The sequence below is a fragment of the Chromobacterium piscinae genome, from assembly GCF_021129175.1.
GTDB classification, from domain to species: Bacteria; Pseudomonadota; Gammaproteobacteria; order Burkholderiales; family Chromobacteriaceae; genus Chromobacterium; species Chromobacterium piscinae.
Window position 1 is genome coordinate 1 of sequence record NZ_JAJOHV010000100.1, and the last position, 16,296, is coordinate 16,296.

The window sequence follows — 16,296 nt, forward strand, 5'->3', positions numbered from 1 at the left end:
ACCGCGGCCCGCGTCCGGCAGCGCCTGGCGTGCCTGGCGCTCCGGCTATTCCGGCGACCGTTGCCGGCCGTCCGGACGCCAAGAAGGGTGGCGGCAAGAAGGGCGGCGATCGTAATTGGGATGACAACAAGAAGGGCGGCCGCGGTCTGAAGACCAAGGGCGGCGACGCCGGCAGCGACTGGAAGTCGCGCGGCAAGGGCAGGCACAAGCAGGGCAACAACCAGCATGCTTTCCAGACCCCGACCGAACCCATCGTGCATGAAGTGCTGGTGCCGGAAACCATCACCGTGGCCGAACTGGCTCACCGGATGGCGGTAAAAGCCGTTGAAGTGATCAAGACCCTGATGAAGATGGGCATGATGGTCACCATCAACCAGGTGCTGGACCAGGAAACCGCGTTGATCGTGGTCGAGGAAATGGGCCACATCGGCAAGGCCGCCCAGGCGGACGATCCGGAAGCCTACCTGGAAGTGACCGGCGGCGGCGAGACCGTCGCGGTGGTGGAGCAGCCGCGTTCCCCGGTGGTGACCGTAATGGGCCATGTGGACCACGGCAAGACCTCGCTGCTGGACTACATCCGCCGCGCCAAGGTCGCCGCGGGCGAAGCCGGCGGCATTACCCAGCACATCGGCGCCTACCACGTGGAAACCCCGCGCGGCATGGTGACCTTCCTGGATACCCCGGGTCACGAAGCGTTTACCGCGATGCGTGCCCGTGGCGCCAAGGCCACCGACATCGTCGTGCTGGTGGTGGCTGCCGACGACGGCGTGATGCCGCAAACGATCGAAGCGATCCACCACGCCAAGGCCGCCAAGGTGCCGATGGTGGTGGCGGTCAACAAGATCGACAAGCAGGGCGCCAACGTCGAGCGCATCCGCCAAGAACTGGTATCGCATGAAGTGGTGCCGGAAGACTGGGGCGGTGACACCCAGTTCGTCGAAGTGTCCGCCAAGATGGGCATCAATATCGACGGACTGCTGGAAGCCATTCTGCTGCAGGCGGAACTGCTGGAGCTGAAGGCTCCGGTGGAGAGCCTGGCCAAGGGCATCATCGTCGAGGCCCGCCTCGACAAGGGCCGCGGTCCGGTCGCCACGCTGCTGGTTCAATCCGGCACGTTGAAGAAGGGCGATGTGGTGCTGGCTGGCACCGCCTTCGGCCGCGTTCGCGCCATGATGGACGAAAACGGCAAGGCCATCGATTCGGCCGGTCCGGCCATCCCGGTGGAAATCCTGGGTCTGTCCGACGTGCCGCAAGCCGGCGAAGACGCGATGGTGCTGGCCGACGAGAAGAAGGCGCGCGAAATCGCGCTGTTCCGCGCCGGCAAGTTCCGCGACGTGCGTCTGGCCAAGCAACAGGCAGCCAAGCTGGAGAACATGTTTGCCCAGATGTCCGAGGGCGAAGTGCAGAGCCTGTCCGTCATCATCAAGGCGGATGTGCAGGGTTCGTACGAAGCTCTGGCCGGCAGCCTGCAGAAACTGTCCACCGAAGAAGTGCGCGTATCCATCCTGCACTCCGGCGTGGGCGGCATCAGCGAGTCGGACGTCAACCTGGCGATCGCGTCCAAGGCCATCGTCATCGGCTTCAACACCCGCGCCGACGCAGCCGCGCGCAAGCTGGCTGAGAACGAGGGCGTCGACATCCGTTACTACAACATCATTTACGATGCTGTGGACGAGGTGAAGGCCGCGCTGTCGGGCATGCTGGCGCCGGAGAAGAAGGAACAGATTCTGGGCACTGTCGAGATCCGTCAGGTGATCACGGTTTCCAAGGTGGGCAACATCGCGGGTTGTATGGTGACCGACGGCATGATCAAGCGCAGCGCTTCGATCCGTCTGATCCGCAACAACGTGGTGATCCACACCGGCGAACTGGAATCGCTGAAGCGCTTCAAGGACGACGTGAAGGAAGTGAAGCAGGGCTACGAATGCGGCCTGATGCTGAAGAACTTCAACGACATCCAAGAAGGCGACCAGCTGGAAGCGTTCGAAATCGTGGAAATCGCGCGTTCCCTGTAATCGGGACGCCAGGGCGGGTGCCGCGTCGGCCGGATGGCCGGCGGGCGCTCGCCCTTTTTCATATCCGCCACGACGCCCGTCGAAGCGCATGCCGTGCCGCGTGCGTTTCGGCGGCCCCCGTGGCTTGGCGGCCGTTTGGGCCGCGCCAGAACAGAATTGGAACTGACATGGCCAAAGCCAAAAAAGGTTTTTCCCGCTCGGACCGCATCGCCGAGCAGATCCAGCGCGAGCTGGCCGAGCTGACCCGCAAGGGCCTGAAGGATCCGCGCGCCGGCTGGATCACCATCACCGCGGTTGAAGTCACCCGCGACTACTCGCACGCCAAGGTGTATTACACCGTGATGGTCGAGAGTACCCGCGAGGCTACCCAGGAAGCGCTGGACAGCTCCGCCGGCTATCTGCGCAACGAGCTGGGCCGCGCCATCAAGATGTTCAGCATGCCGCAACTGCATTTCGTCTATGACGACTCGGTGGAGCGCGGCATGCATCTGACCAGCCTGATCAACCAAGTGGCGCGCGAAGACGCGGAGAAATTCGGCGAGCAGGTTGAAGGCGACGCCGGCGAGGGCGAGGGCAAGGCCGAATGAGCAAGCCGCGCAGCAACCGCCGCCAGATCGATGGCGTGCTGCTGATCGACAAGCCTTACGATATCTCCAGCAATAACGCGCTGCAAAAGGCGCGCTGGCTGCTGAACGCCGCCAAGGCCGGCCACACCGGCGTGCTCGATCCGCTGGCTACCGGCCTGCTGCCGGTGTGCCTGGGCGAAGCCACCAAGTTTTCCTCGTATCTGCTGGACGCGGACAAGGGCTACCGCGCCACGGTGAAGTTCGGCGCGGTGACAACCACCGGTGACGTGGAGGGCGAGGTGGTGTCCGAGCGGCCGGTGAATTTCAGCCGCGAGGAACTGGAGACCGCGCTGGAGCGTTTCCGCGGTGAGATCAGCCAGGTGCCGCCGATGTATTCGGCGCTGAAGCACCAGGGCAAGCCGCTGTACGAATACGCGCGCGCCGGCATCGAGGTGCCGCGCGAGGCGCGCCAAGTCACCATACGCAAGCTGGAACTGCTGTCATTCGACGGCGTGTCGGCCGAGATCGACGTGCTGTGCACCAAGGGCACGTATATCCGTACTTTGGGCTGCGACATCGGCGAGGCGCTGGGTTGCGGCGCGCATTTGACCGCGCTGCGCCGCACCGCCACTGGCGGTTTCGGCCTGGAACAGTCGCATGCCTTGGCTGATCTGGAGCTGCTGGATATGCCGGGGCGCGAAGCCTTGTTGATGCCCGCCGACGTGTTGGTGGCGCATTTCCCACAGTTGGAATTTGGGGATGGCGAGATCGGCAAGTTTCTTCAGGGCCAGCCCGTGCGTTTTGAACAAAAGTGTGAGAAAATGCAGCGTTTCCGGGTTTACCAACAGTCTTCCCGGAAATTCGTAGGGCTGGGCGAAGCTCGCGGCGATGGCCGCCTGCATCCGATCCGGCTCTTGGCGAACCAGGCGGCGACGTCCTGATTCGCCGCTTACCGAAGTGTGGAATGGGTTGGGCTTTCCGGCTCGCCGCACTTGTCGGGTTTTCAAACCCCTATTAAACGGAGTAATCCAAATGGCAATGACCGCCGCTCAAAAAGCAGAAATCGTCAAAGGCTTCCAACGCGCTGAAGGCGACACTGGTTCGTCCGAAGTTCAAGTTGCCCTGCTGACCGCACGCATCAACGACCTGACCCCGCACTTCAAGGCCAACACCAAAGACCACCACAGCCGTCGTGGTCTGCTGAAGCTGGTTAGCCGTCGTCGCCGTCTGCTGGACTACCTGAAGCGTACCGACGCTGAAGGCTACCGCGCGCTGATCGCTCGTCTGGGCCTGCGCAAGTAATCGGTATACGGTTCTGAAAAAGTCGCAGCTCGCTGCGACTTTTTCACACCGACAGCTGTGCGAGTTCAACTGTCGTGACAACGGGGGGAGCCTCTACAAATTCCGATCATTCTTCAGGTCAGAATTTTTAGGGGTTCCCGTTGTTTTATCTGCTCGCGCATTTTCATCAGTGAACCAAAGATAGGGAAACCCTCGTGTTCAACAAAATCACCAAAACCTTCCAGCTCGGCCGTCAGACCGTCACTCTGGAAACCGGTGAAATCGCCCGTCAGGCGTCCGGTTCCGTAGTTGTCTCCGTTGACGACACCGTCGTCATGGTCAGCGTCGTAGGCGGCAAGAACGTCAAGCCGGGCCAGGATTTCTTCCCGCTGACCGTCGACTACCTGGAGCGCACCTACGCCGCCGGCAAGATCCCGGGCGGCTTCTTCAAGCGCGAAGGCAAGCAGTCCGAGAAGGAAGTGCTGACCAGCCGCCTGATCGACCGTCCGATCCGTCCGCTGTTCCCGGAAGGCTTCTACCATGACGTGCAAATCGTCGCCACCGTGCTGTCGCTGAATCCGGAAGTGGATTCCGACATCCCGGCGATGATCGGCGCCTCCGCCGCTCTGGCCATCTCCGGCCTGCCGTTCGCCGGCCCGATCGGCGCCGCCCGCGTCGGCTACGCCAACGGCGAATACATCCTGAACCCGACCAAGACCGAACTGCAAACCTCGCAGATGGATCTGGTCGTCGCCGGCACCCAACGCGCCGTGCTGATGGTTGAGTCGGAAGCCAAGGAACTGCCGGAAGCCGTGATGCTGGGCGCTGTGGTGTTCGGCCACGAGCAGATGCAAGCCGCGATCAAGGCCATCAACGAGCTGGCCGACGAAGTGAACCCGGTGATGTTCGACTGGGCCGCTCCGGTCGCCAACGAAGAGCTGATCGCCCAGATCCGCGGCATCGCCGGCGAGAAGCTGGCCGAAGCCTTCCGCCTGCGCCAGAAGCAAGCCCGCACCGTGGCCATCAACGAAGCTTGGGCCGCGGTCAAGGCAGAGCTGATCAACGAAGAAACCGACACCCTGAAGGCCAACGAGATCAAGGGCATCTTCAAGGGTCTGGAAGCTGAAATCGTCCGCGGCCAAATCCTGGCCGGCGAGGCCCGCATCGACGGCCGCGACACCCGCACCGTGCGTCCGATCAGCATCCGCAGCAACGTGCTGCCGCGCACCCACGGCTCCGCGCTGTTCACCCGCGGCGAAACCCAAGCCATGGTGGTGACCACGCTGGGCACCAAGCAGGATGAGCAGATCATCGACGCGCTGGCCGGCGAGTACACCGAGCGCTTCATGCTGCATTACAACTTCCCGCCGTACTCCACCGGCGAAGCCGGCCGCATGGGCCCGCCGAAGCGCCGCGAAATCGGCCACGGCCGCCTGGCCAAGCGCGCGCTGGTAGCGGTGCTGCCGCCGGAAGACGAGTTCGGCTACTCGATGCGCGTCGTGTCCGAGATCACCGAATCCAACGGCTCCTCGTCGATGGCTTCCGTGTGCGGCGGCTGCCTGTCGCTGCTGTCCGCCGGCGTGCCGCTGAAGGCGCACGTGGCCGGCATCGCCATGGGCCTGATCCTGGAAGGCAACCGCTTCGCGGTGTTGACCGACATCCTGGGCGATGAGGATCACCTGGGCGACATGGACTTCAAGGTGGCCGGCACCGCTGGCGGCATCACCGCGCTGCAGATGGACATCAAGATCCAGGGCATCACCAAGGAAATCATGCAGGTTGCGCTGGAGCAGGCCAAGGAAGGCCGTCTGCACATCCTGGACCTGATGAAGGAAGCCGTGGACGGCCCGCAAGAGCTGTCCGCCCACGCTCCGCGCCTGTACGTGATGAAGATCAATCCGGAGAAGATCCGCGAAGTGATCGGCAAGGGCGGCGAAACCATCCGCTCCATCACCAAGGACACCGGCTGCGAGATCAACATCGAGGAAGACGGCACCATCACCATCGCTTCGGTCAGCAACGAGGGCGCGGAAGCGGCCAAGAAGCGCATCGAAGAGATCACCGTCGAAGTCGAAGTGGGCAAGGTGTACGAAGGCACCGTGGTCAAGATCCTCGACAACAACGTCGGCGCCATCGTTTCCATCCTGCCGGGCAAGGATGGTCTGGTGCACATTTCGCAGATCGCCAACGAGCGCATCAAGAATGTGTCCGACTACCTGAAGGAAGGCCAAGTGGTGAAGGTCAAGGCTATCGAAATGGACGATCGCGGCCGCATCCGCCTGTCCATCAAGGCCCTGCTGGAAGAAGAAGCGAAAACCGCCCAGGCGACCGCTGACTCCTTCGGTCTGAAGACCCAGTAATCCTTTTCCGCTCTTCGCGAGCGGATCAGGAATGACAAACCCCCGCCTCGGCGGGGGTTTTGTTTTGCGGCTCGGCTGATGAAGGGTCAGGCCACCGCGTGCCGCGCCAGGGCGGCGCTTTGCTCGGCCAGCTTGTCTTCCAGCTGCTTGACGTAGAACTGCAGGATGCCGATTTGCTGGTTGTCCGCGCCTTGCTCGCGCAGCATGGCGTTCAGCGCCTGGTCGGCCTGGGTCTTGTGCTCGGCCAGCGCTTGCTCCGCCTCGGTCTTTCGGGCGGACAACGCCTGGTTTTGTTGCAGCAGCGGCGTGGCGGCGGTTATCTGGCCCTGAGCCTGCGCCTCGGCTTTCTCCTGCTTGCCCTTTTCCGCCGCGCGCAGCGCCGAGCCGGCGGCGACATGCTTGCCGATTTCGCCCAGGGTGGGGGTGACCAGGGTGCCCAGCACGGCGACGACCTGCTTGGCGGTGCCGGCAGTGGTGGCCGGGTCGAGATAGGCGGTGAGCAGGCCGCCGAGCAGATGGGCGGAGCGTATGCCCAGCGAGGTATAGGTGCCGACTTTCATCGCCGTGTCGTCAGATGCCTTGCAGCGCTTGGCGATGGCGTAGACGGCGTTGCCTATGCTGTCGCCCTCCATCGGCAGGCCGCTGCCGCCGCCGGCCTTGCTGCGCCAGTCATGCAGCGCGCAGCAGGCGTCGGCCAGCGCCATGGCGAAGCCGACGCCGGCGAAAGCCAGCAGCGGAGCGCCGGCGCCGCCGGTGAGCACGGTGACGGCGATGGCCGCGCCCAGACCCACCGCCGCGCCGACGAAGCCCAGCGCCTTGACGATGAAGTTGCGCTTGGCCAGGTCCACGCCACAGGACTTGGCCTTGTCGGCGGCTTCCTTGGCGCTTTTATCCAGCTGCTCCAGGTCCGGCGCATCCTGGATCTCGCCGGGGACGCGCGGAGGCGAGATGCCGATCTCGTCGCACTGGACGCCCACGCTGTTGGCGCGGCTGGCTTGCTCGTTGGGCTGGACGCCTTGAATCGATGAGCCGGAGATGCGTACTGAAGCTTCCATGCGTTTTCCTTTCCTTGATTCTTTGTCGGGTCAGTGGTTCAGCTTGGCCAGCAGGTCTTCGGCGCGCAGGCGCAGCGCGTGATGGCCTGGCTTGTCCGCCTGGCCGTAACACAGGGCGATGGCGGCATCCAGCGCGTCGCGCGCGCCCTCTATCTCGTCCAGCCGCAGCAGGCATTCGCCGATATGAAACACGGCGAAGGGATCGTCAGCCTGCATCGCGGCGGCGTAACTGAAGAATGCCAGGGCATGATGCAGCTCGCCCTGCTGTTGCAGCGCGCAGGCGAAGGCGAAGTGAAAGCGGCGGTCGCGCGGCTGTTGCAGCACCAAAAAGCCGAAGTCCGAGGTGGCGGCGTCAAGATCGCCGGCGTTCCAGGCGTCGTAGCCGCGCGCGTAGATGGCCTCCAGCGCTGCGGCGTCCAGGCCGCCCAGCGCGGCGAGGCTGCTGCGGCCTTCTATGATGTCGCGGCAATGGCGGGCCAGCGCGTCGTGCTGGGGAGCATCAGTGGCGGGGTGATTCATGCGGGCATTTCCTTGGAGTGGAGGCCCCAGCATGGCGCCGGGCCAGGTTGGCCGCTTTGGCAAAGCGGCTGGGAATTTGGCAAATCGACGGCGAGCAAGCCGTAGGCGCAGATGTCATGGCGGCCGTCCGCTAGCCGCAACATGCCGCGCAGCGTGCCTTCGTGCTGAAAACCCAGGCTGGCCAGCAGCCGGCGCGAGCGCTGATTGCCGGATAGCACCCAGGCCTGGATGCGGTGGATGGGTTCGCCCAGCCCGCCGGTGAACAGCCAGGGCAGCAGCGGGGATAGGCACCCGGCCATGAGGCCTCGTCCCCAGAGCGTCGGGCATAGCGTATAGCTCAGCGTCAGGTGGCCTGCCTGGCGCTCCCAGTCCGTCAGGCGCAACACGCCGGCTAGTCGCTCCTGGCCGGCGTGGCGCAGCGCGTAGGCGCGCCCTTGGCTGGGCGGAAGCGAACGCGCGGCGTCGAACCAGGTTCGCAGCGCGTCCTCGCCGCCGTTGTCCAGCCCGCAGGGGCCGGCTACGCGGGGATCGCCATAGAGCGCGCGGTAACGCGGGTAGTCTGCGGCGCCGAGCCGGTCCAGCCGCAGGCCGGCGCCGTTCAATGGCAGCGGTAGCGCAGCCATAGCTCGTCGTCCAGCCGCACCGGCTGGGCGCCTTCGGCCAGCATCAGCTCGGCCAGCCGATGGCGGGTCTGGTTCAGCTTGGGGTCGCGCGGAGCGGACAGGATCATGGCGTCGACGTAGCGCAGCGCCGGCACTGCCCGCGTCATGCGGCGCAGCAGCGCCATCAGCGCGAGCACCGCCTGGCCGTCCGCCGCGACTGCGGCGAAATCGCACAGGATCAGGCGTTCGCCTTCCTGCCGGTAGGTGAGCGCGTAGTTGCCGGTTTCTATGCGCTGCCCCAGCAGAAAATCGCTGTCCAGAAAACGCTGCGGCGCCGGGTTCAGGCCTTCGGCCTGGAGAAAGCGGGTGACCTCGTCCATGCTCCGTCTTCCTTACGAGAACCGCACGCTGCTGGCGATGCGCTCGTGGGCCTGGTTGAGGGTGCTCAGGATCTCGCGCAGGTCGGACGAGACCTTGAGCGCCTTCTCCAGCGTCTCGTCGGAACGCTTGAGCAGCTGCTCGGACAGGCCGTGCTGGTAGTCGGCCACCGCCTGCTGTTCCTGGGCTTCGCGTGACTGGACGTTGCCGAAGTGCACGCCGACGTTGCCCTGGATGATGCTGTCCGCGCCGCGGCCGATCTGGGAGAAGGCCTCGCTGCCCTTGGCGCCCGCCACGCCACCCAGGAATTGGGTGACGCCGCCGGCGATCTGCGCCCAGGCTTGGGCGTTTTTCGCCGAGAAGTCCTTCTCGATGGCGTCCATGCGGGTGTTGAACGAGGTCTTCTGCATCTGGAAGGCATTGTTTTGCTGGGTCTGGTTGTACTGGCGCAGCAGGTCGCGCAGCTTGCCGAACAGCTGGCCGAGCTGGACCATCAGGTCATTGAGCTGGCCGATGGCGTCGCCGCCCTGGTCGCCGGCCACGCCGAGCACGGGAGCGCCGCCGCTTACGCCGTTGGAGGTGATGGGGGATGTCATGATGCTTCTCCTTGTCTGAATCAGGCGATGTTGGCGGCGATGCTGCTGAGCACCGCGCCGGTTTTGAGCTGGCTTTCGGAGCCGCTGGCCAGCGCCTTGCCGGCGCCGTCCATCAACTGGCCGATGTCTTCGCGTGCGCGTTTTTTCAGCTTGTCGAACTCGTCGAGCATGAACTGCATGAAGTTGCCCTCGGCGATCAGCTGCTGGACGATCTTCTGCAATTCGGCGCGCTCCTTGGCGATGGCGCCCTGCGCGATGCCGTTGGCGCCCTGCACGCCGCCGGTGACGACCGCCTTGACGACATTGGGCGCGCTCTTCAGGCAAGCGCTGACGGCCGCCTGCACGATTTCGCGCTGCACTTGCTTGACGATCTGGCGAGTCAGTTCCTGCGCCGTGGCTTCGGCGCCGGACTTGAGCGCCTTAGTGGCGACGGTTTCCACGGCCTTGGAGACCATGGTCTCGATCGCCTGCTTGCTGAACGCCTGCAGCAACTGGCCCTGGCCGAAGAAGCGAGCGGCGGTTTCGCTGAGCTTCTTCGCCACTTCCGAGGCGGTCTTCTCGGCGACTTCCGTGGCGACCTGCTGCGCCACGTTCTTGATCACCTCCTGGGCCACTTCCTTGCCGGCGGCGCCGGAGGCTTGCTTGATGGTGTTTTCCAGCAGCTCGCCGGCGCCTTTCTCCACCACGGTCTTGGTGGTATTGGCTACCGTCTTGGCCGCCATCACGCCGCGTCCCACGCTGATGAAGTCCACGACCATGCCGGCGATTTCGAACGCCAGCTGCACCTTGCCGGCGACATCGCCCACTTCCTTGTAGCGCTCGGCGTTCTTGGGATCGATCAGCGCCAGAGTGGAGCACATGGCCTTGACCAGGCCGGCGCAGCCGGCCGCCAGGTCCATCGCCCCGCCGGCCACGCTGTTGGCCGCGCCGGTCAGGCAGCCCACGGCGATTTTGAGGACGCCGCTGACAACTTCGGCGATCGCGACGATCCAGTCGACGATGGCCGAGAAAATGCCGGCCTTCTGCGCCTTCTGCGAGTCTTCTATCGCCTTGTCCACCTGCTTGCGCAGGTCTTCGTTCTGGCGCAGGCGCAGGTTTTCCGCGCCCTGGGTGCGGATCTCCAGCGCCAGGGATTTCAGGTCGGCGCTGTCGCCCAGGGCTTTGACGCCCAACAGCGAAGCGGCCAGGCTCATCGCTTCCATCGGCGTGCGCTCAAGCTGCGCCAGGGTGATGGGCTTGCCATTCTCGCGCGGACCGAACACCGCCAGGATGCGGTTGAGCGCGCCTTCGGCCATGCGCAGCGTCGCGGTCTCGCGCGGCGGGGGCGGGGAATGGAAGTCGCGTGCGGCGTTCGTCTCCCGGCCGCGAGCGTTGGGAGCCGACAGCGGGTCCAGCGCGCCGGCGCCTACGCGCTGGCTCGGCGCGGCGTCGTCGGTTTCCTCCGGGCGGCGCAGGTCGCCGAGCGGGACGGCGGAAAAGGTTTCGGTGATGGAATTCATGCGTGTTCCTCCTTGGGGCATGAGGCGGCTTGTTGCTGTATTTCAGCTTTGAGTTCCGCGTATTCGGGCTTGGCCGCGCACCACTTGAGCGCCGCCGCGAACGCCTTGGCCGCCTGCGGCCGATTGCCGATCAACTGGTGGCTGAGGCCGGCCAGGTAGGCGGAGCGCGGGTCGTCCAGGCGCAGCAGGCCGGCCTGGCCGAAGCAGAAGATCGCTTCGGTGTGCTCGCCCAGCCGCTGGCAGCACAGGCCAAGCGACAGCCAGTAATCGAACTGCCAGTGGCTGAGCCGGGCCAGCATCAGGTAGAAGCGCTTGGCCCCGGCGTAGTCGCCGGCGTCGAACAGCTGGCAGGCGTAGGCGTAGACGCGGTCCAGGTCGGCGGGGTCCAGGTTCACCAGCGCCTGCAGCGTGCCGCCCTGGGCGAAGAAGTCGCGCACCGTGTCCAGATCGTCTTGCATCGGCGTGTTCTCCATGGCGTTAGCGGATGTTCTGCGAGATGGATTTGTTCATCTCGGCCAGCAGCGACTGCATGCTGTTGATCAGGCTGACGCAGACGTTGTACGACTGCATGGTCTTCTGGATCTGCAGCTGGGCCTGGGTGACGAAGTCGGAACAGCGGCCGGAGTCGGCCTCCAGCGCGCCCTTGATCACGCTGAGCTGGCCCTTGTCCAATCCTCCGGACGCGGCCGCCAGCGTATCGGCGATATGCTGCATGTGGTCCCGGCTGATGTTCTGGTAGCTGCGCTGGCCGACTTCCGGCAGCCCCCAGATGTAGTCGGAGCACTTTTTGCCGTCGACCTTGATGCCTTGCTGGTCCATATAGCTGACGACATCCTGCCAGCTGTCCGACCGCATCCCCTCCGGGCCGGCCTGCGCGATCCGTTCGCGCAGCTTGTCCAGAAAGGCGGTGGCGGGGTTGTTCGCTTTCAGGTAGTCGTCGATGGACTTGCCTTCCACCGCGATGTGGTGGTCCTTCAGGTACTGGATCACCTCGGGCGGCAGCGGCGCCTTGTCGTCGGCCTTGGCCAGCCGGGAAATGATGGCGTCCACCTGATTGGCGGCCTGCTGCGAGTCGCGGGCGCGGTCGGCCTTGGCGCTCATCTGGTCGTAGCGGCCTTGGGCCAGGTCGGAAAACAGCGTCATGAACTTGTAGAGCACCGAGATGCCCTGGGACATGATGGAGTCGCCCTGGCCGGCCTTGTTATCGACGTAGTTCTCGTAGTCGGCCGACGCGGCGACCGGAACGCCGCCGGCAAAGCTGGTTGCGATAGCCATGATGCGTTTCCTTAGCGGATGTTCTGGGCGATGGACTTGTTCATTTCCGCCAGCAGCGACTGCATGCTGTTGATCAGGCTGACGCAGACGTTGTACGACTGCATGGTCTTCTGGATCTGCAGCTGGGCCTGGGTGACGAAGTCGGAACAGCGGCCGGAGTCGGCGTCCAGCGCGCCCTTGATCACGTCCAGCTGGCCCTTGTCCAGGCCCTTGCCGTCCGGGTGCCCGATGCTTTTCAGATAGGCCATGATGTCGCTGGTGGAGTTCGTGCCGTCGTTCTGCACGGTGATGCTGATGTGGTGGTCTTTCAGGTACTGGATGACTTCGGGCGGCAGATCGCCCTTGTCGTCGGCCTTGGCCAGCTTGGAGATGATGGCGTCCACCTGGTTGGCGGCCTGCTGAGAATTGCGCGCGCGGTCAGCCTTGGCGCTCATCTGGTCGTATTTGCCCTGGGCCAGGTCGGAAAACAGGGTCATGAATTTGTAGAGCACCGAAATGCCCTGGGACATGATGGAGTCGCCCTGGCCGGCCTTGTTGTCGACGTAGTTTTCGTAGTCGGTGGAGCTGGCGATGGGGTTGCTGGTGGCGAAGTTGGTGGCGAAAGACATGGCGTTATCCTCTTTGCGGTTCAGATGAAAGTGCGGCCCAGCAGCGGGCCGGTCTTGCGCGGAGCGGCCGGCTTGCCCGACGCTCCCTCTCCTGCGCGCTTGAGCGACTCCTCAAGCGATTTGAAATTGCCCTGCAGGTTTTCCACGCATTGCGACAGCTTCTGGTTCAGCGGCGCGAGCTCGCCTTGCATGGCGCGGCCCAGGCGGTCCAGGCGCTGGCGGGCCTGGGCGTCGTGCGGGGCGCGCCGCTGCAGGGCGGCGATTTCCTCCTGCAGCGCCTGGAAGGTGCGCAGCTGCTCGCCCAGCCCTTGTTGGCGGTTTTGCAGGTCCTGCATCAGGCTCTGCAGCGGATGGGTCGACTGCTGGTTCATGCGGGCTCCTTTTCTGGAACGGGTGATGTTGGAATCGATGCTAGGCCTGGCCGCGGCGGCCGACTTTCGAAAAAAGACCGCGGCTTTCGGTTTCCAGGCGATTGGTTGGGGGAGCGGTTCCCGCTGCGCTGGAGCAAAGGCCGACGGCGGAGAAAATGGCGCGCCGGAGCGCGCCATCCAAGCGGGGGGAGGGTTTCAGACGTGCTGGTCGATCTGGCCGAGTTCCAGGCGGGTGGTCTGGATCTGCGGGGTGTCCCGCAATTCCGGATGCTCGCTTCGCAGCGCTTCCAGCGTGCTCTTGTGCGCCTCGGACAGGTCGGCGACATGGCCGGCGATGCCGGCGCCGGCATGTTGGCCGACCAGGTTGGCCAGGCGGTCGTACAGCGCGTCATGCTGCAGATTGGTGTGTACCGGCGCGGTCAGCTCCGCGGCCGCGTAGCCTGGCAGGTTCTGCAGCTTTCCCTGCTTTTGCAACGCCTCGCCATAGGCGCTGGCGGTGCCGGAGGACGGGTTGTACTCGTCGTCGTCGTTGGCCACCGACATGCCGATCGGGATGGTTTCGGCGAAGGTGTGGTAAGCGCCGAAATTCATGAAGGCGGCGACGCCCAGCGTGGCCGGCTCCACGATGTCGGGCCGGTTGTAGATGCCTTCGTCGCTCAGCGTGTGCAGGGCGAGCAGGGTGTCGCAGGTGCCGCCGGATTGCGCGCCGGCGGAGGGCAGGCCGCGCAGATTTGACTCGGTGGCGAAGGTGCCGTAGGGCTGCCAGCGGTTGACGCCGGTGCCGTGCGGAAACTCATGCTGCTTTAGCAGTTCCTGGAAGCTGCCTTTGTCGCCGAATTGCAGTTTGGCGTAGGCCTCGGGCAGATTCTCGACTTCCGCCCGCGACATGGTGAACGGCCGGGTGGGCAGTTTGCCCGGATCCGATTCAATAGGCGCGCCCTGGCGCGGCACGCCATTTATGTTGGCGTAGCGCTGTCCTTTGTCCGGATCGTGTCCCAGCAGTTCATCCAGCGCCGGCTGGTTTTCCGCGTCATGGGCGGTGACCGCCACCCGGCCGAAGCCCAGGCCGTGATCGCCGGCGGACGAGTAATCCACTTGGTAGTCCACCTGCAACGGCCGCTCGCTGCGCATGCGGCTGACCGCGTCGTCAAAGCGCTCGGTGCGGGTGCGGCTCTTGAATTCATCGAAGCGAGCGACGCAATCGCGCGACTGCGAGCCGCCCAGCGGCGCCAGCATGTCGCGCAGGGCCGCGCCGTTCTTTTCTCCGTGGGTCTTGTCGTTCAGCAGCTGCCACACGGTGGTGCCGAAGGAGCTGGCGGCCTTGATCTTGGTCAGCAGGTCGTTGCCGCCTTTTTGGTCCGCGTATTTCAGCTCGCCGCCTTGTTCGCGCATCAGCGGGCTGGACAGCTGGGTGTGGATCCAGTCTTCGCCGCTGCCGCCGGGAGTCGTCTTTCTGCCGATCTGGTCGGAGGCGGGTGAGGTCAGCGGGCTGACCAGAGTGGAGCGGAATACATCGCGCAGCGCCATCGGCTTGCCGTTGAACACCACCGCGTCGGGTTTGTTGCAGGCTTTGTCGCCATCGGCGAACAAGGGCGTCAGCACCGACGCTAGTTTGGCGCCGTAGTCGTCGAACACGCGTCCGACCTGGCCCGGATCGTCCAGTATCATCATGCTGACGCCGGCTTCGAACAGCCGGCTGTTGCTTACCGCGGCTTCCTGGGCCTGGTCCAGCGATACGCCTTTCTCCGAGGAGACGACCTTGTCCGGGCCGCCCGCGGTTTCGGCGCGGATTTCGCTGAGCTGGGCCCCTGTGGTGCAGGCTTTCAAGTTGACGCTGTTGACCATGTGATTTCCTTTGAAAATACAGGGGGATGGCGGATGGTTGCGGCGGATTCTCCGCCGCAACCATTGAGAGGTCTTTCCGAAAAGTGGCTGATCTTTTGGATTTGGCCATTTCAGGGTGGCGGGTGTGGCAGGAAGAGGCGAGGCGGCGGGAAGGGGAGAATGAGCGCGGAAGGTGTTATCCGCGCGCCAGGATGCGGGCCGCCCAGCCGTCGTCCAGCCGCAGCAACTGGCCCTGCGCCCATAGCCGGCCTCGCGCGGTCAGGCGCAGCATGGGGTGGGCGGCGGTGTGAGCGGCGATTTCCTTGCCGACTTCCCAATCTGCCAGCGTGTCTGCGCTTACGCGGATGGAGGCGGCCTCCACCGCTAGGCGCAGCGTGCCGGGCGGCGTTTGGTCCAGGCCAGGGGATGGGGCTTCCACGACCGAGCGCTCGGCGTCGAGCAGCCTTACCCGTCCCGGGCTGGCCTCCGGGTGCAGCCACAAGCTGTCCAGCGCATCCGCCATGCCGTGGATGGGCAGCGCGTCGCCGACGGCGACCTTGTCCCAGTCCTGTTCCGGCAGCAGGCACCAGCCCAGGCCCAGCGCCAGCTGGCGGGTTTGATCGGGCGAGGGCCGCAGCGCGGCCAGCAGCGCGCGCAGCCAGCCCGGCGGCGCGTCCCGCAAGTACAGCGGCAGATGGCGCGGCCCGTCCCTCAGCGTCAGCCGCCAGCCTTCGCTGCAGGGCGCAGGGGCGGGCGCGACGGCGGGTTCTACCAGGCCGGGCAGGCCCTGGGCGCGCAGGAAACCGTCCAACGGCGCCAGCGTCCAAGCGGCCAGAACCGGCAGCAGCCCGGCTTCGATATCGGCAAGCTCGCCCACCGCCAGCTGAGGCTCCAGCCAGGCGCGCCAGTCGGCTTCGATCGTCCATAGGTTGAGCGCCGCGCCATCGCACGTTGTGGACAGCAAGAGGCCGTGACCGTCGGCGCGAGCCAGATCGGCTTCTATGAGCCTGCCCTCATGTTCGGCGCGGGCGCCGACGCGGCTGAGGTGGAAGGCGTCGAGGGGGGTATCAGCGGCCATCGCCAAGCTCCACCACGACGTCCACGCCCAGCGCGGCGGACAACGCCGCGCCCAGGTTTTCCCGCTCGCGCGCCAGCCTGCCGGCCAGTTCCGGGGCCGGGGCGGACAGCCGCAGGCTCAGGCGCGCGCCGCGCCATTCGGCCTGCACCAGCAAGCCGGCCAGTGGACCGGTGCTGGCGCGCAAGGCCAGCGTCTGATTGTCGACATGCGCGGCAAAGGCCGGCGGAGGCGGGAGGTCGGTGCTGGCGCGCGCGCCCGCCCGGCTGGAC

General features: G+C 65.2%; 18 protein-coding genes. 5 read left to right on the top strand and 13 right to left on the bottom strand.

Annotated features, from left to right (window positions below; all coding sequences use genetic code 11):
* From infB to pnp, 5 genes are all read left to right on the top strand, one after another.
* Positions 1-2,015, top strand: a 2,015-nt coding sequence (gene infB, locus LQR33_RS20995; protein WP_231470308.1) for a translation initiation factor IF-2, incomplete at its 5' end; no start/stop codon positions are given.
* Between the two features lie 167 nt (positions 2,016-2,182).
* Positions 2,183-2,602, top strand: coding sequence for a 30S ribosome-binding factor RbfA (gene rbfA, locus LQR33_RS21000; RefSeq protein ID WP_166441275.1), 420 nt, complete (start codon positions 2,183-2,185; stop codon positions 2,600-2,602).
* Complete coding sequence (truB, locus tag LQR33_RS21005) at positions 2,599-3,522, top strand: tRNA pseudouridine(55) synthase TruB (protein WP_231470309.1); 924 nt, start codon at positions 2,599-2,601, stop codon at positions 3,520-3,522. The genes rbfA and truB overlap by 4 nt, the downstream gene beginning before the upstream one ends.
* 91 nt (positions 3,523-3,613) lie before the next feature.
* The gene (rpsO, locus tag LQR33_RS21010) at positions 3,614-3,883 is read left to right on the top strand and encodes a 30S ribosomal protein S15 (RefSeq protein WP_021475822.1); all 270 of its coding nucleotides are present in this window, start codon (positions 3,614-3,616) and stop codon (positions 3,881-3,883) included.
* A gap of 194 nt (positions 3,884-4,077) precedes the next feature.
* Positions 4,078-6,222, top strand: coding sequence for a polyribonucleotide nucleotidyltransferase (pnp, locus tag LQR33_RS21015; protein ID WP_166441277.1), 2,145 nt, complete (start codon positions 4,078-4,080; stop codon positions 6,220-6,222).
* Between the two features lie 86 nt (positions 6,223-6,308).
* Here pnp and LQR33_RS21020 read toward each other — a convergent pair whose 3' ends face one another.
* The 13 genes from LQR33_RS21020 to LQR33_RS21080 form a co-directional block, all read right to left on the bottom strand.
* Positions 6,309-7,277: a hypothetical protein gene (locus LQR33_RS21020; RefSeq protein WP_231470310.1), complete on the bottom strand. Its 969-nt coding sequence runs from the start codon at positions 7,275-7,277 to the stop codon at positions 6,309-6,311.
* Between the two features lie 30 nt (positions 7,278-7,307).
* On the bottom strand, positions 7,308-7,796 hold the full coding sequence (locus tag LQR33_RS21025; protein WP_231177666.1) for a SycD/LcrH family type III secretion system chaperone: 489 nt from the start codon (positions 7,794-7,796) through the stop codon (positions 7,308-7,310).
* The gene (locus tag LQR33_RS21030) at positions 7,793-8,419 is read right to left on the bottom strand and encodes a GNAT family N-acetyltransferase (protein WP_221666991.1); all 627 of its coding nucleotides are present in this window, start codon (positions 8,417-8,419) and stop codon (positions 7,793-7,795) included. Before LQR33_RS21030 ends, LQR33_RS21025 begins: the two co-directional genes overlap by 4 nt.
* Complete coding sequence (gene sseE / locus LQR33_RS21035) at positions 8,395-8,778, bottom strand: type III secretion system effector protein SseE (RefSeq protein WP_166441281.1); 384 nt, start codon at positions 8,776-8,778, stop codon at positions 8,395-8,397. The genes LQR33_RS21030 and sseE overlap by 25 nt, the downstream gene beginning before the upstream one ends.
* 12 nt (positions 8,779-8,790) lie before the next feature.
* Positions 8,791-9,372, bottom strand: a complete 582-nt coding sequence (gene sseD / locus LQR33_RS21040; RefSeq protein ID WP_166441282.1) for a type III secretion system translocon protein SseD — start codon at positions 9,370-9,372, stop codon at positions 8,791-8,793.
* 20 nt (positions 9,373-9,392) lie between these two features.
* Complete coding sequence (gene sctE / locus LQR33_RS21045; RefSeq protein ID WP_166441283.1) at positions 9,393-10,871, bottom strand: type III secretion system translocon subunit SseC family protein; 1,479 nt, start codon at positions 10,869-10,871, stop codon at positions 9,393-9,395.
* Positions 10,868-11,329: a SycD/LcrH family type III secretion system chaperone gene (locus LQR33_RS21050; RefSeq protein WP_231470311.1), complete on the bottom strand. Its 462-nt coding sequence runs from the start codon at positions 11,327-11,329 to the stop codon at positions 10,868-10,870. The genes sctE and LQR33_RS21050 overlap by 4 nt, the downstream gene beginning before the upstream one ends.
* Positions 11,330-11,348: 19 nt before the next feature.
* Positions 11,349-12,146: a hypothetical protein gene (locus LQR33_RS21055; protein WP_221666992.1), complete on the bottom strand. Its 798-nt coding sequence runs from the start codon at positions 12,144-12,146 to the stop codon at positions 11,349-11,351.
* A gap of 11 nt (positions 12,147-12,157) precedes the next feature.
* Positions 12,158-12,754 (bottom strand): type III secretion system translocon protein SseB, encoded by a 597-nt coding sequence (gene sseB, locus LQR33_RS21060; protein WP_104946547.1) that lies wholly within the window; start codon positions 12,752-12,754, stop codon positions 12,158-12,160.
* A gap of 20 nt (positions 12,755-12,774) precedes the next feature.
* Positions 12,775-13,125, bottom strand: coding sequence for a hypothetical protein (locus tag LQR33_RS21065; RefSeq protein ID WP_166441285.1), 351 nt, complete (start codon positions 13,123-13,125; stop codon positions 12,775-12,777).
* A gap of 195 nt (positions 13,126-13,320) precedes the next feature.
* On the bottom strand, positions 13,321-14,970 hold the full coding sequence (locus tag LQR33_RS21070) for a hypothetical protein (protein WP_231470312.1): 1,650 nt from the start codon (positions 14,968-14,970) through the stop codon (positions 13,321-13,323).
* A gap of 175 nt (positions 14,971-15,145) precedes the next feature.
* Positions 15,146-16,027, bottom strand: a complete 882-nt coding sequence (locus tag LQR33_RS21075) for a hypothetical protein (RefSeq protein ID WP_231470313.1) — start codon at positions 16,025-16,027, stop codon at positions 15,146-15,148.
* Positions 16,017-16,296: hypothetical protein (locus tag LQR33_RS21080; protein ID WP_231470314.1), on the bottom strand; the 280-nt coding region annotated here is incomplete at its 5' end. The genes LQR33_RS21080 and LQR33_RS21075, both read right to left, overlap by 11 nt.